Here is a 14,889-nt window from a genome sequence, read left to right on the forward strand (position 1 = left end):
GTAATCTTTGGCGGGAATGGATTTATTCCAGATTTATTTTCTCTTTTTTAATTCACGTAATAAAATGGATTCTACGTTTCGGATCCATTTTGGTTTGGCTTTTGAATTGGTAAAGAGTTCAAACTGTTTGATCCCTTGGTAGAGTAACATATGATAACCTGGAATGATTTCTGCTTTTTGTTTTTTGGCCATCTGAACAAGTTCTGTTTCCAAAGGGTTATATACTATATCGAATAACGTGTGTTTTTTGGTAAAAAAACGAGAATCCAATAGGGGGTCTCCTCCCACACCTTTCATACCAATTGGTGTTGTGTGGATGATGAGATCATAATCCTCTCTATTTTGTAACACTTGTTCATTTGTAGTTCTTTCTAACCATGATGGATTTCCTAACGATTGTTCGATTTCGCTGATCGCATTCTGGTTTCTTGCTAAAAGGTGTACCTTTCGTTTGATGGATTTATTTTTTCCTTTGGATTCCAATTCCTTTGCAATGGAAAATAAAATCCCTTTGGCACTGCCCCCACTTCCTAGGACAAGTATATTCTTTGTTAAACTTGGATCTACTAGATCGGCATTCTTTTGTATGATGGAAGTAAGAGCTCCCGTTCCATCTGTATTGACGGCTTCGATTCCATTGCGTAAGATAAGGGTGTTGGATGCTAACATCGCTTTTGAAGCCTCGCAAGCCCTGTTTGCTTGGCTATAGGCCCATTCTTTAAAAGGAATGGTGACAGAGACACCCTTCACACCTAAATCAAGAAGGGGAGCCATTCCGATTTCTTTCCATCGTTCATTCTCAAACACTAAATAGACAGCATCGTACCCAGAGAGTTGGAACAATGTATTGTGGATCCAAGGGGATAGGGTATGGCCTAAGGGAAATCCCAATATGCCAAAGATCTCTGTGTGTTTTGAATACAAGGAAAACCTCTTTTTTTTATCTTATGGACGAATCAATGGCTTACCGAAAATAGGTAATAGATAGGTACAAGACCAATGATTTCATTACCGCTCGCCGCACCATCGGAACCATGGACAATTCTCGTTGATATTTTATTCTTTTTTCTCGCATCTGCAGCCTGTGCCTATTATTTTTATTATTACAAACGAAAAGACTTACTCGGTAAATTTTGGGGATCCACCTTTGTGGCAGGCATTGGTGCTTTGATTGTGTTTGCAACCTTGCAGACCTACATTAGAGACATCATCATGTGGCTCATGTCTCCCAAAATTGGATCTACACAATTATCAAACGTGAATCTGGTTGCTATTTTTCTTGGTGGATTTTTTGCCCTCTACGTGATGAACCGAATCAACCATAACAAAGAACGAAGGGATTGAGTTCGACTTCTCATAAAGTTTGAGATACTTTAGAAAATTATAATAAAAACCCAGGAGTGCAAGGACAAAGCCTTGTTTCCCATCTAAGATCCCCAATCGGATCCAATACATATAAAATCCTTTAAAACATCCCTTTACAAAAGCCCAAAGAACGGAACTTTGTTTCCCTTTTCTAAATTCTTCTTCCGCAAATAAACTAGAGTAACGATCGATGAATTTTAAATGGTCTGATATATTTTTATAAGAATAATGAAACAATGGATTTTTTAATTTGTATGGTTTGCCATTGAGTCTGACTCTTTCGTGCACCAAACCACCGCTAAACTCTCCTTCTGATTTTTGGAACAATCGAATTTGATAATTGGGATAATACCCACCAAATCGAATCCATTTGCCTAAATAAAACGTGAGTCTAGGAACCAAAAAACCTTTCGGTTCTAAATTGTGATTCGTAAAGAGGGAGAGGATTTCTTCTTTTAATTTGGGAGATACCACTTCATCAGCATCGATGGCAAGGACCCAGTTATTTTTTGTTTTAGAGATCGCAAAGTTTTTTTGGTCTGCATAATTTTGAAACGTCCGATGGAATACTTTCGCACCAAACGATTTTGCAATGGCAACTGTATCATCGGTGGATCCTGAATCTATAATGATGATATCATCGATAAAGGAAATTGCATTTAAGGTGCGACTGAGATTGTCTGCTTCGTTTAAAGTGATGATGGCACAAGAGAGGGGGATCGATGACATTTAAAAATTAATTGGATTCGCGGCTTGAGACAAAATTTTCACTTAATGGTATTTCCAATCTCGCAATGGTAGAATCCTCGCCAATGATGATTCTAAAAAAATTGGGATCAATCCCTTCCCCTTTTAACATGATGAGGATGAGGGCAAGTCCAAGACCTGCTCCTTCCGATGTATCCGCGTTATCGATGTAAAACTGGGCAATGTCATCATACATCATTCCCTTTTCCAATCGTTCTCTGATAGACTTTTCTTCTTCTTTGGCAATGGGGGTGTTGTTGATCACTTCGATCAGGATGCCATCGTCATTGTATTTAAAATTGATTAAGCAGTAGTATCCCTTTTTTTGGCTTTGATTCCGAACTCATTTGACATCTCTTCTGAAAACATCTCGCGATACTCACGAACCCCTTTTGCATATTCGGAAGGGTTTAACATGCTGTAGCCACGTTCTTCAAAAAAAACTCGTTTTTGGTTGGCCTTACAAGCATTGATTGCCAGTTCTTTGATGATGGTGTAGAGGGTTGGGACAAGAGTTGGGTAGGTAAGTCGGTCCAAAATGAGGCCTACGGCCTCTTTGATGTGTTCTTCTACGGATTTGGAGACCCGATGGGTCTTTAGCGAGAGAATTTTCCCGTTTTCGATATGTAATTTGATGTGATCAGAAATCTCGCTTGTTTCCTTTCCCATACCCGAAATCTTTTCCATTCTAGTCCTTACTGTCAAGGTACTAAGACCGCTAGCATGAAAAACCGCAGGCTTCTATCCCTCACCTTATTCCTATCGGCCATTACCCCCACCATTCTTTTGTCCCAATCTTTGAAAATGAAATCTGTTCGGATCTGGGACAGTGAAAAAGCCAATTTTTCTGGATTTGTAGATTTGGAAGTGAGTCAGGGGAAAATACTGTCCATCAAACCTGCCGGAGAAAAACCGAATCCAGAATTCCTTTTGCCAGGATTTTGTGATGCTTCTGTGACCTTGAGTGCCAATGGCCAAGGTGGGAAAACAAATTTGTCTGAACTTTCGAAGGTTTTCCTTGGGTTCCTTTCCGCAGGGTTTAGCCACATTGAGTCCGTGGGTGATCCCAATCTCACTTCCCTCCAAGCGTTGATGGTAAAGTCAAAATGGAATGCACCCATTTTGTCCCAGTCCCAAAAACCGCACCTGTATTCGGAACTCGAAGTGGGAGAGGGTACAAATTACCAATCAGGCCTAAAGGCAAATTTTGATCCCAAACGGAATGGGCATACCCCCATTTTTTTGAAAGAAAAGGACAACCGAGGATTCTCCCAAACAGAACTTTTTGCCAAACGAAAGGAATTGGAATCAAATGGGAAATTGGCGATCGCTTATACCTTTGCCGACAAAACCAGTTGGGAAGATGCATTGGACACAGGTTTTTCCGTTCTCTTCCACCCCATGCCTCCGGGGACAAACCTCTACCGGACACAAAAACGAGATTTTTTTTGGGCTCCATTGTTTGGAATCTTATACCTCCAAGAGTTAAAACGAAATCCGTCGATGGGAAAAGAAGAAGAAATCCTTTGGGGAACCTTAAGTCCGTATTTCGGGAAGGTTTGGAAGGGGAATCTCAGTTGGGAACTGGAGACGTCGGAACAGGATGAGTTCACTCCTTTTTCCGTTTATGCCTCTCAGTTCCGTTCGGAAAGGGAAACACATTCCAATTTGTTATTTGCGAGTGGGACAGGCCATTGGGGTCTATTCCCTGGCCAAGCAGCCGTAGTTGAGGTGAGGCTTTGGGAAAACCTTCTACAAGAATCTGGTAACATTGGCGAGAAACCAAAATTAGAATCCAAAGGGTTTTGGGATTCCATTTTTGGGAAACGTTCCGAAATGATTTTACCAACCCAAAAGGATGTCGATAGCCTTCCTCGGGTGCGCCGCCACATCATCCAAACTCTTTCTGAAAAAACTTGCCAATACCTTGGTGCCGATCATGGAGGAAGGCTCCGGGTGGGAGGGCCTGCCCATTTTTCCATCCTTACGGAAAATCCTCTGAAACGTGCATCGGGAATATTTCCAATTGAATCCATGGTATTGGGAGGAAAATTGGTATATACCTCTAAACCCACCAAGGAAGGAACCGCAAAATGAAAGGCCCATCCTCAGAATTTGACCGTTTATTAGAAGAAAGTTTTAAAAAAAGGCAATCCATCGAACCTGGATCACGCCACGAAGCCAAAGTAACAGCTGTTAAAAACGATTATGTATTCATTCGTACTTTAGACAATAAAGTTGTTGGGAATATTTCGAGCGAAGAGTGGAGAGAAGAAGTTTTGCCAAAAGTTGGTGATCCACTTGTTGTTTATTTTTTAAAAGAAAATTCAGGTGATTTTTATTTTACCACTTGTTTGTCTCAAGACAACCTAACAGAAGAAAACTTAGAACTAGCAAATCAATTCGAAATTCCCGTCCTTGGGCAATTATTACAAGAAGGAAATGGCGGTTGGGATGTGAAACTTGGTAGTCATACTGCCTTTGTTCCTTTTAGCCAATTGGACAGTTCACTCAAAGGAAAAAATATTTCCGGAAAAAGAATTAAATTTATCATTTCCGAACTTGGAAAAAAACAAAACAAAATCCTTCTTTCCCAAAAGAAAATTGCTGATAAAGAAAGAGAAACGAAGAAACAACTGTTACGCGATGAATTGAAGGTTGGAATGTTTGTTTCTTGTGTTGTAAAAAGCATTCATAAATTCGGTCTCATTGTAGACATGGATGGGCTCGATGCATTGGTCCCTCAATCGGAAGCAACCTACAAAAAAAATCCTGACCTCACCACCGAGTTTCGAGTGGGAGAAACTCTCCGTGCTAAAATTTTAACGTTAGATTGGTCCACAAATAAAATTTCACTCAGCGTTAAAGATTTTTTATCAGACCCATGGTCAGGGAAACTTCCTTTTAAAGAATCAGATATCATTTCCGGTACAGTGGAATCGATCAAACCCTTCGGACTTTTTGTACGGTTGGGAGAAGATTTTTCTGGGCTTGTTCCCAATAAAGAATCAGGGATCCCACAAAGGACTCCGCTGAATACTGTTTTCCAACCGGGCCAAAAACTGGAAGTGTTTGTTTTGGAAATCAATCCAGAAAAAAGACAAATTGCCTTATCGATAACGAAGGCAGCGGAAGCAAAAGATCGAATGGAATACCAAGAGTATCTCTCAAAAGATGATTCGAGTGCCTCGGTTTCCAGTTTTGGACTGGCATTAAAGCAATCTTTGGAAAAACAAAAAAAGAAGTAAACTTCCTTTGGAAATTGCCTTATATCGCCCCGAAATTCCACCTAACACTGGTAATATCGCGCGCCTTTGTGTGAATGCCGGGGTACCACTTTCCATTGTTGGAGAACCTTCCTTTGATCTTTCGGAAAAGGCAGTAAGGCGGGCAGGTCTTGATTATTGGAAGGATTTAGAGTTTTATAGGTTTGCCACATGGGAAGGCTTTCAAAAGGCAAAGGAAACGGAAGGGAAACGAATTTTCCTGGTTTCCAAATTTGGGAAAAAAACCTATTGGGACGTGTCGTTCCATTCGCAAGATGTGTTTTTATTTGGTAGAGAGACCTCAGGACTTCCAGATGAAATTCACAAAGGACACCCTTCTGACCAAATCATTTCCATACCTATGGCAGAAGCGAGTCGATCCATCAATTTATCCAATGCCGTTGCCATCATCCTTTATGAAGCACTGCGCCAAGAAAAATCTCGGACTAATCCCTAAAGGATAAAACAATTTACAACTCTTCCGTTCCCATTGGAATGGGAATATATGCCGTTCCCTCTCTCAAGAACCGAGTTAGAGAAAGAAATCAAAACTTTGTTCTCCAATGGACTTTCGGGGAATGTGAACGATTTTTACTCTTGGGTGATTATGGAAACCCAGAGAAAATTCAAAGATGTGCCAAATACAACTTTGGATATGGTCATTACCGTTATGGATGAGTTCGTAAAAGATGGACTCATCACAACAAACCCCATCGACCCACGTGAGTATTACATTACAGAGGAATCACCCATTGTTCGTAAAATGGGAACCTCAGAAACATTTGTGATCCTTGGTGCCCTTCACTTCAATCCGATGCAATATGTTCGCGCAAGGCTTGCCTATTTTCTCAAACGAAATGGAATCGATGAAGAGTTACGAATGGACCTTTGCATTGCCACAGTCGAAGCCGTGGAAAATGCAGCGAAGTATGGGGATGGTGGTGGAGTGGAAGTCACCTTCCAAATCGATAAACAAAAAGTTTTTACGATTGAAATGATCAATACAGTAAAAGATTTTAATTTAGAAGACGATATCCAAAGGGGTAAGTTTTCGTCAACAGCCACTCTCATGCGTGGCATGATGGTCATGCAAAAACTTTTTGATTCAGTGGATTTAGAAATCACTGATAACAGAAAACAAGCTATTCTAAAAGCAACTCGTAAATTAACATAGGTTCCTATGGCAAATTTCAAAATGGTTTCTCCCTTCAAAGCTGCCGGAGACCAAGTGAAAGCAATCGAAAATATTGCGAAGTCATTCGGTGAAGGTAAAAACAAAATCACACTCGTGGGTGTGACTGGGTCTGGAAAAACGTTTACGATGGCAGAGGTCATCACTCGAGTTAAAAAACCAACTTTAATTTTATCTCATAACAAAACATTAGCTGCTCAATTATTCCGTGAATTTAAAGAATTTTTTCCAGAGAATGCTGTAGAGTATTTTGTTTCGTATTACGACTATTACCAACCAGAAGCCTATGTCCCTTCTTCTGACACCTTCATTGAAAAAGATATGTCGATGAATGAAGAAATCGATAAACTTCGGTTACGTGCCACTTCTAGTTTATTAGAACGAGATGATGTGATCATTGTAAGTTCTGTATCATGCATTTATGGTTTGGGTTCACCAGAAGATTATATGAACTCCGTCGTTATGTTACGTGTTGGTGATAAGATTGACCGTGACCAAATCATTCGAAAGTTTTTGCACATCCAGTATGCAAGAAACGATATTGATTTTAGTCGGGGTAATTTCCGTGTGCGTGGGGATACCATTGAAATCATGCCTTCGTACCAAGAAGAAGGGATTCGGATTGAACTCTTTGGGGATGAGATAGACGGTCTTTCCAAAATAGATCCACTCACTGGCAAAGTGAAAACAAAACTTGATCGTGTAGTAGTGTATCCTGCCAAACACTTCATCACTTCAGGCCCCAAAATTAAAGATGCCATGGAAAAGATTAAAGAAGAAATGGCTGCCCAAAAAGAGTATTTTCTGAAACAAGGCAAACATTTGGAAGCAGAACGAATCGAATCAAGAACCAATTATGATATGGAGATGTTACTGGAACTTGGGTATTGTAGTGGGATTGAAAATTACTCCAGGCATTTGACAGGAAGGTTGGAAGGGGAAAGACCAGCGTGTTTACTTGATTATTTTCCTGGGAAAGATTTTTTACTGATCATAGATGAATCACATGTAACTCTTCCTCAAATCGGTGGGATGTATGCAGGGGATAGGGCCAGAAAACAGACGTTAGTTGATTTTGGTTTTCGGTTACCAAGTGCTTTGGATAACAGACCTTTAAATTTTACTGAATTTGAAGCGATGACACCAAGGACTTTGTATGTGTCAGCCACACCTGATGAGAATGAAATCAGTAAAAGTGAAGCGGTGTTTGAACAAATCATTCGGCCCACTGGACTTCTTGATCCCGTTGTGGAAGTTCGGCCAACCACAAACCAAATCGAAGACTTACTCAATGAAATCCGACTTCGCATTGAACAAAAAGAAAGAATCCTCATCACAACTCTGACAAAAAAAATGTCAGAGGATTTAACGGATTATTACAAAGAGGTGGGTTTAAAAATCGCATACCTACATTCAGAAATTGATACCATCGAAAGAACAGAAATCATTCGAGACTTACGAAGGGGTGTGTATGATTGCATTGTTGGTATCAATTTGTTACGGGAAGGTTTAGACATTCCGGAAGTGTCTCTTGTTGCCATCCTTGATGCAGACAAAGAAGGATTTCTTCGAAACTATAAATCTCTCATCCAAACCATTGGTCGTGCTGCAAGGAATGTCAATGGCAAAGCAATTTTGTACGCGGATCGAATGACCGATTCCATCAAAAAAGCCATCAGTGAAACCGAACGCCGTCGTTTGATCCAAGAATCTCATAACCAAAAGATGGGAATCACTCCTCAGACAATCCAAAAGGAAATTCATGATATCCTTCCAAGAGAGATGGCGGAAGAGGACAGTAAAGAAGAAGCATTAAAAGATTTAGAAAAAGAATTTACCTTGAAGAAATACAAAACCAAAGACAAGTTACGTGAGGCTTTGAAACGTGAAATGTTACGTTATGCCAATGATTTGGATTTTGAAAAAGCGGCCATGTTTCGTGATAAAATGTTAGCACTTGGCCCAGATAAAATTGAAACATAAGGAAGGATACGGATTGGAAACAAATGAATTTTGGGAAAACCCAAACAAATTGGCAAGACTAGAAGACACTTTACCCAAACAGATCTTTTTACTTCCGATCAAAGTACGCCCCGTTTTCCCTGGAATCATCACACCTCTCATCGTTCCTCCTGGTAGATTCATCCAGTCCATAGAAGAATCTTCTAAGGGAGCTGGGTTTCTCGGACTCATTTTGCTGAAAGAAGATGAATCAGAACTTCCCTCGGAAGATAATATTTTTCAGATCGGAGTTGTTGCAAGGATTCTCAAAAAAATCAACCTTCCAGATGGTGGGATGAATATCCTAGTTAACACAATCCAAAGATTTAAAATTAATTCAATTCATACCAAAGAACCAGTGTTAATTGCTAATGTATCTTACCCTGAAGAAGAATTGGGGACGAGTAAAAATAACATTAAAGCATTGATGCGAACTTTACTCATATTAACGAAGGAATTGGCGCAAAACAATCCTTTGTTCACTGAGGATATGAAGTTAACCATGATGAATGTGAATGAACCAGCAAAAATGGCGGATTTTGTTTGTTCCATTTTGAATTTGGAGAAAGAAGAATACCAGTCGGTCATTGAAGCCATTCAAATCAATGATCGATTAGAAAAGGTATTATTGTTCCTTAAAAAGGAAATTGAATTAGTAGTTTTACAGAAAAAAATCCAAGAACAAATCAATGACAAAATTGATAACCAACAAAGGCAATTTTTTTTAAGAGAACAACTTAAGGCCATCCAGCAAGAGTTAGGTGTTGGTGAAGATAAAACAGAGCAAAAATACGACAAACTACTTACTCGTTTAAAATCAATTCCTGTTGCCGATGAAATCATTGTGGAAGTGGAAAGAGAAATTGAAAAATTCAAAAACTCAGATCCAATTTCCAGTGATTACAATGTGATCCGAAACTATTTGGATTTGGTGGATAGTCTGCCTTGGGAAAAACCAAAAGCAAAAGACATTAATTTACTTCATGCAAAAAAAGTTTTAAACCGTGATCATCATAAATTGGAAGATGTCAAAGAACGGATCTTAGAATTTTTGGCTGTACACAAACTCAATCCCAAAAGTAAAGGATCCATCCTTTGCCTCGTAGGCCCTCCGGGTGTGGGAAAAACATCCATAGCAAAATCCATTGCGGAAGCACTCGGTAGAAAATTTTATCGCTTTAGTGTTGGTGGGGTGAGAGACGAAGCAGAGATCAAAGGCCATCGTCGGACCTACATTGGGGCAATGCCAGGAAAACTCATCAACGCATTGAAAATCACAAAAGAAAGAGATACTGTAATCTTACTCGATGAGATCGATAAAATGTCACAAGGATACCAAGGTGATCCACAAGCGGCATTACTTGAAGTACTGGATCCTGAACAAAATTTTAATTTTAGAGATCATTATTTGGACTTACCTTTTGATTTGTCTGATGTACTTTTCATAGCCACAGCCAACACCTTTGAACCCATCCCAAGAGTGTTACTTGATCGGATGGAAGTGATCCAACTTTCAGGTTATATCACAGAAGAAAAAGTTCAGATCTTTCAAAAGTATCTTTGGAGTAAAATTTTTGTTAAAAATGGATTAAACCCTGATTTGTTTACGATGAAAAAAGAGACAGTGACTCATCTCATCAATTCCTATTCCAGAGAATCAGGGTTACGTGGTCTCGAAAAAACATTTGATAAATTGGTTCGTAAACTTGCTCTAAAACAAGTGTTAAAGGAAAAGTTTTCAAAAGAAATCAGAGAAAAGGATTTGGTGGAATATTTAGGGCCTCCTCCGTTTGTGGATGACCGAATGACAATACCAAAGGTACCTGGAACTGCTTTAGGTTTAGCATGGACCAATGCTGGTGGTTCGACCTTACTGATCGAGGCTGTTTTAATCCCTGGCAAAGGTGGTCTCACTCTTACAGGTCAGATGGGAAAAATGATGGAAGAGTCAGCAAACATTGCTTTGTCGTTTGTGAAAAATTATTTGAACAACGATGGATTATTTGAGAAAAAAGCCATTCACTTACATGTACCTGATGGTGCCACTCCAAAGGATGGTCCAAGTGCTGGTATCACAATGGCAACAGCCATTTTATCACTTGTGACAAACCGAGTATTGAATCCTGGATTTGGAATGACAGGTGAACTAACGTTAACTGGTGAAGTTTTGGCAATAGGTGGGTTACGAGAAAAAATTGTTGCGGCAAAACGAGTTGGAATCAAAAAAATCATTTTCCCAAAAGATAATGAAAAAGCTTTCCAAGAAATCCCTGATTATGTAAAAAAAGGTGTTACCTTTTATCCTGTTACAAGGTTTGAAGAAGTAGAGAAATTGGTTTTTCCTAAAATAAAGAGTAAGAAAAAATGAACTACAAAAATAATTCCTTTTATTTGATTTTAGAAGTTTTGTACGGACATCTAACGGACCTAATGCGGTTTTTATGGCAAAAGAAAAATCAAGTTTTGGTAATTGGATTTATTTTAGGTGTATTTCTTACTTTTTTCTTTTTAGGTGGAGCCTACGTAGTCTGGTCTGGTGAAGAAACTAGGGTTCACAAATCTTTAGAGAAATACAGATCAGAAGTTTCAAATTTTTATGATACTTTCCAACCCAAATCAGTCAAAATCCTTGACCGAAGTGGAAAGGTGATGGGTGAGTTTTACCGACGCAATTTCCGTCCTATTCGTACGGATAATTTAAATAAACACAACGTGATTGTTTGGGCTGTTCTCTCATCTGAAGATAGAGAGTTTTTTTCACATTCTGGTATTAATTATACGGCAATTATGCGTGCTGTCGTAACAAACTTGGTACAGTTTCGATTATCACAAGGTGGTTCTACTATCTCACAACAGTTAGCAAAGCTTACTCTCAACCTTGGTAAAAGGAATTTGTTCAATAAACTTACTGAGTTGTATTGCACTTTTTATATCGAAAGCCATTATTCAAAAGAAGAAATTTTGGCCATGTACCTGAACCAAATATTTTTAGGAGAAGGGAATACTGGAGTAGAAGAAGCTGCTCGTTATTATTTTCGTAAACCAGCTTCCGAACTAAGTCCTGAAGAAGCAGCCCTCCTTGTTGGAATCATTCCAGCACCAAGTGTTTACAATCCAGTTCGGAACCTGAATATTGCGCTCTCTCGCCAAAAACGTGTGTTATACGATATGGCAAGAAATCCTGAATTACATCCATCTCAAAAAGATATCCCCGTTAAATTTTCAGATTCCATTGAAGTGAATTTAAAACGATTTCGCACCATCTATAAAGTGAAAGAAACGAAAGATGATGAAGGAAATCCAAAATACTCCAGCGAAATTGGAAAGTATGGTGCAGATAAAGATTTTAGAGTTAACTTAGCGCCAGATTTTAATGCAGAGATTAGAAGGTTTATCTTAGAAAAATTTTCAAACGAAGATTTGGAAGAACGAGGTTTACTTGTTTATACCACTCTTGATTTGGAAAAACAAAGATTTGCGGAAGAAGCCTTACGTATTGGAGTGGATTCTGTTCGGGCTGATCTCTCCAAACAAGAGTTAGAATACCAAGGGAAAGGGAAAGCCGACTTAGCAGAAGTAACAAGAAGTATTTTACCACAACTCAGTGGATCTATGATATCACTTGATCCTGAAACGGGGGATGTGGAAGCGCTTGTGGGTGGTTATAAAATATCCAATGTTTTCCGATTCAATCGTGCAGAAGAAGCAAGAAGGCAACCTGGATCTACCATAAAAGCCTTAGTGTATGCACTTGCATTTGAAAAACGGATTGTGAATCCATCTTCCAAAATCAAAGACGAAAAATTAGACTTCTCTGGTTATTCACCTAAAAACTGGTACAAAGGGTATAAAGGCGAAATCACTGTCCGCCAAGCCTTGGCTCAATCAGTAAATACAGTATCTGTGAAACTACTTCATGAAGTCGGAATTTCGTATTTCATACAAAAACTCAGCGCCATTTTATCCATTCCAGAAGAAGAAGCAGAACAAAGATTCCAAAGGAACTTATCACTGGCCCTTGGTTCAGGGGAGTTGAGTCCAATGGAATTGTCTGTGATTTATGCGACACTGATGAATGGGGGCAGGCGAGTCACTCCCAGAAAAATCATTAAAATCACAGATATGGATGGAAACGAATTTTATAATACTGTTCCCAATGAGGCCGCCGAACAAATATTAGATCCTGTTGCCTGCGCCATGGCTGTCAATACCTTACAATCAGTTTTGACGGAAGAAGGTACGATGACCTTAAAACGAAAAGAAGGAGACCCTTTTTTATATGCAGGAAAAACAGGAACCGTCCAATCACCAAAACTCAAATCATCGAAATGGAAAGGGATCAAAGGTGTTAGAGATGTTTGGTTTGCCGGACTCACACCACGAAATGTAACAGTTGTTTGGGTCGGTCATGATGAGGGAGCACCTTTCCCTGGATCTGGATCAGGTGTTTCCGGTGGAATTTGGTATAAATACATCCAAAACGTGAAGTCCAAATTAGGAATGGGAAATCAATTGATTTCGAGTTTTGTAGGTGATTTTGTCAAAGTAGATGTATGTGCAGATGATGGTACTATGATCGAAGTAAACCCAGAATATGTATGTAAGGTCCCACTTTATGCCCAGTATTATTATATCGGAGATCTGCCACCGAAACGAATTGGTTTCAATAAATCTGATCCACAACCTAATATAAGTAATGTGCCGAATGATGCACTTGACGAAGATTCTGAAATTTCCACTTATGAATCAGATGGAACGAAAATACAACCAACGGCTGTAGATTCCGTTGAATTGGAACCACCTCTTATAGATAATCGGCGAGTGCGCTATAACGAAGAAACTCCTTAGAAACCAAATAGTTTTCTTGGATGGACCAAAGGAAAATCCAAGGTTTCTCCATTGTTACGGTTTCAGTCACTTGTTTGGCATCATTTAAATTACGATTGGGTTTACCAAGTATTTGGCCAATCATTTTGTTTTGATAAAAGGACCGATTCCCTCCATTACCAATTTTGTCTGGATGGAAAAGTGGATCTAAAAAATTCCAAATGGAGTCATAATCGGAATACCACGTAAGAAGTGTTAGGTCTCCTTTCCCTTCACCATTTTCTTTGTAAAGTGGGGCTTTTTCCATTGGTTTCAATTTTATTTTTAAACCAATTTCTTCTAATGCTTGTTTGATGGCCCTACCTTTGCTTTGGTTTTCATCGTCCCCGCGCATACGAAATTCAAGTTCTGTCGTTAAAATCGTAGGATAACACTTGGAATGTTTTAATTCGGTAATTGCCTTTTCTTTATCGTAGCTAATGTCAATTTTCTTAAGGTTTAAGTTTAACTTTTCTATGTAAGGCAATGGGATCGGTCCATAAGTTAAATCTGCATGATTTTCTAATAGTTTTTGAATGATTTGTTCTCTAGGGATACTGTAGTTTAACGCATTGCGAAAGTGTACATCGAAACATGGATTTGTTTGATTGATTGTTACATATTGAACAGACCTTCCTTTTTTTGTCAGAGTGAACTCTGATGTTGCTTCTGGAATGGAAAGTAAAAAATCTGATAATTTAAAAGCGTCAAGCTCCGATTTGCGGTACAAAAATAAAGAAGTTGTGGATTGCGGTAAGATGCGAAAGCGAATGGAAGTAGGCAAATCATTCGTTATTTCTTTTTGATATTGCAGATCAATGAATTCATTTTTTTTCCATTGATTGAGTTTGTATTTCCCATAGGTTTTTAAATTATGATTCTCCCATTCTTCTTTCCCAATGATCGATGCGAATGGTAAACTCAACTTTTCTTTCCATTCTGTTTCTGTAGTTCCTTTTTGGAAATGGAACTCTAAAGTTGCTTTTGATCCAGTTCCAACGAAAGCTGTCGTTGAAGATGTAGGAGTTTCCAAAGGAACGGTATTCGTAGAAGGAGTAGTATTCAGTGAAGAAGGAATGATCTTCACAGACTTTAAGAATTGGTAGTCTGCTTTTCTTGGATAGGATTCAGAGATCAGCCTTGCTAAACTAAAATGGATATCGACGATGGGAGGACTTGTCTCATTGAATTCGATACGCCAAATTTCTAGAGAAGGATTGGCGATATGTTTTGATTTAGAAATCCATGGGGAAACAAACGATTCCTTTTCGGCCTGGTAAATTCCCTGGTGCAGGAAACGTGCTAAATTTTGGCTGGTAAGGTCCGTGCTAAACAAAGGATCCAAATGGGCAGGGTCTGAAGGCAGAGCAATTTGAATGGCAAACTCCTCCGTTTCTCTCCTACAAAAAGTGAGGGACAAGAGAAAGAAAACGAGGGATAAGGTTCTCATAC

11 protein-coding genes and 1 pseudogene are annotated in these 14,889 nt (G+C 39.1%); 8 read left to right on the forward strand and 4 right to left on the reverse strand.

Annotated elements, in window-relative coordinates; genetic code table 11:
* Positions 1–33: 33 nt before the first annotated feature.
* Positions 34–924, reverse strand: coding sequence for a shikimate dehydrogenase family protein (locus LEP1GSC202_RS09695; RefSeq protein WP_039928507.1), 891 nt, complete (start codon positions 922–924; stop codon positions 34–36).
* Positions 925–999: 75 nt separating this feature from the next.
* Here LEP1GSC202_RS09695 and LEP1GSC202_RS09700 point away from each other — a divergent pair, with 75 nt between their 5' ends.
* Positions 1,000–1,344: a hypothetical protein gene (locus tag LEP1GSC202_RS09700; protein WP_039928508.1), complete on the forward strand. Its 345-nt coding sequence runs from the start codon at positions 1,000–1,002 to the stop codon at positions 1,342–1,344.
* On the opposite strand, the gene LEP1GSC202_RS09705 is transcribed toward LEP1GSC202_RS09700, so the two are convergent.
* Together LEP1GSC202_RS09705 and LEP1GSC202_RS09710 are read right to left on the reverse strand one after the other, a co-directional pair.
* The gene (locus tag LEP1GSC202_RS09705) at positions 1,252–2,094 is read right to left on the reverse strand and encodes a glycosyltransferase family 2 protein (RefSeq protein WP_015677266.1); all 843 of its coding nucleotides are present in this window, start codon (positions 2,092–2,094) and stop codon (positions 1,252–1,254) included. The two genes, LEP1GSC202_RS09700 and LEP1GSC202_RS09705, sit on opposite strands and share 93 nt — an antisense overlap.
* Before the next feature lie 7 nt (positions 2,095–2,101).
* Positions 2,102–2,799: pseudogene (locus LEP1GSC202_RS09710) on the reverse strand (histidine kinase).
* Positions 2,800–2,835: 36 nt separating this feature from the next.
* Between LEP1GSC202_RS09710 and LEP1GSC202_RS09715 the strand changes: the two are divergent.
* The 7 genes from LEP1GSC202_RS09715 to LEP1GSC202_RS09745 are packed head-to-tail and all read left to right on the forward strand — an operon-like array spanning position 2,836 to position 13,419.
* Complete coding sequence (locus tag LEP1GSC202_RS09715) at positions 2,836–4,209, forward strand: hypothetical protein (RefSeq protein ID WP_015676348.1); 1,374 nt, start codon at positions 2,836–2,838, stop codon at positions 4,207–4,209.
* Positions 4,206–5,360, forward strand: a complete 1,155-nt coding sequence (locus tag LEP1GSC202_RS09720; RefSeq protein WP_015677430.1) for a S1 RNA-binding domain-containing protein — start codon at positions 4,206–4,208, stop codon at positions 5,358–5,360. The genes LEP1GSC202_RS09715 and LEP1GSC202_RS09720 overlap by 4 nt, the downstream gene beginning before the upstream one ends.
* Positions 5,361–5,367: 7 nt before the next feature.
* The gene (locus tag LEP1GSC202_RS09725) at positions 5,368–5,835 is read left to right on the forward strand and encodes a tRNA (cytidine(34)-2'-O)-methyltransferase (RefSeq protein ID WP_039928509.1); all 468 of its coding nucleotides are present in this window, start codon (positions 5,368–5,370) and stop codon (positions 5,833–5,835) included.
* Positions 5,836–5,883: 48 nt separating this feature from the next.
* A complete protein-coding gene (locus LEP1GSC202_RS09730; protein WP_015677315.1) occupies positions 5,884–6,552 on the forward strand; it encodes an ATP-binding protein in 669 nt (222 codons plus the stop codon).
* Between the two features lie 6 nt (positions 6,553–6,558).
* Positions 6,559–8,553 (forward strand): excinuclease ABC subunit UvrB, encoded by a 1,995-nt coding sequence (gene uvrB / locus LEP1GSC202_RS09735; protein WP_039928510.1) that lies wholly within the window; start codon positions 6,559–6,561, stop codon positions 8,551–8,553.
* A gap of 13 nt (positions 8,554–8,566) precedes the next feature.
* Positions 8,567–10,939, forward strand: a complete 2,373-nt coding sequence (gene lon / locus LEP1GSC202_RS09740; protein ID WP_015677080.1) for an endopeptidase La — start codon at positions 8,567–8,569, stop codon at positions 10,937–10,939.
* Positions 10,936–13,419 carry a transglycosylase domain-containing protein gene (locus LEP1GSC202_RS09745; RefSeq protein WP_015677038.1) on the forward strand — a complete coding sequence of 828 codons (2,484 nt, stop codon included), beginning with the start codon at positions 10,936–10,938 and terminating at the stop codon, positions 13,417–13,419. The genes lon and LEP1GSC202_RS09745 overlap by 4 nt, the downstream gene beginning before the upstream one ends.
* Here LEP1GSC202_RS09745 and LEP1GSC202_RS09750 read toward each other — a convergent pair.
* Entirely contained in the window at positions 13,376–14,887 is a 1,512-nt protein-coding gene (locus LEP1GSC202_RS09750; protein WP_015676552.1) for an ABC transporter substrate-binding protein, read from the reverse strand. The two genes, LEP1GSC202_RS09745 and LEP1GSC202_RS09750, sit on opposite strands and share 44 nt — an antisense overlap.
* Between the last annotated feature and the right edge of the window lie 2 nt (positions 14,888–14,889).

Origin of the sequence: Leptospira yanagawae serovar Saopaulo str. Sao Paulo = ATCC 700523 (assembly GCF_000332475.2) — a bacterium.
GTDB classification, from domain to species: domain Bacteria; phylum Spirochaetota; class Leptospiria; order Leptospirales; family Leptospiraceae; genus Leptospira_A; species Leptospira_A yanagawae.

Bases quoted from the DNA above. Each gene is read 5' to 3' on its own strand.
- LEP1GSC202_RS09700 (WP_039928508.1), top strand. From the start codon at position 1,000: ATGATTTCATTACCGCTCGCCGCACCATCGGAACCATGGACAATTCTC.
- LEP1GSC202_RS09715 (WP_015676348.1), top strand. From the start codon at position 2,836: ATGAAAAACCGCAGGCTTCTATCCCTCACCTTATTCCTATCGGCCATT.
- LEP1GSC202_RS09750 (WP_015676552.1), bottom strand. From the start codon at position 14,887: ATGAGAACCTTATCCCTCGTTTTCTTTCTCTTGTCCCTCACTTTTTGT.
- LEP1GSC202_RS09705 (WP_015677266.1), bottom strand. From the start codon at position 2,094: ATGTCATCGATCCCCCTCTCTTGTGCCATCATCACTTTAAACGAAGCA.
- LEP1GSC202_RS09720 (WP_015677430.1), top strand. From the start codon at position 4,206: ATGAAAGGCCCATCCTCAGAATTTGACCGTTTATTAGAAGAAAGTTTT.
- LEP1GSC202_RS09745 (WP_015677038.1), top strand. From the start codon at position 10,936: ATGAACTACAAAAATAATTCCTTTTATTTGATTTTAGAAGTTTTGTAC.
- uvrB (WP_039928510.1), top strand. From the start codon at position 6,559: ATGGCAAATTTCAAAATGGTTTCTCCCTTCAAAGCTGCCGGAGACCAA.
- LEP1GSC202_RS09730 (WP_015677315.1), top strand. From the start codon at position 5,884: ATGCCGTTCCCTCTCTCAAGAACCGAGTTAGAGAAAGAAATCAAAACT.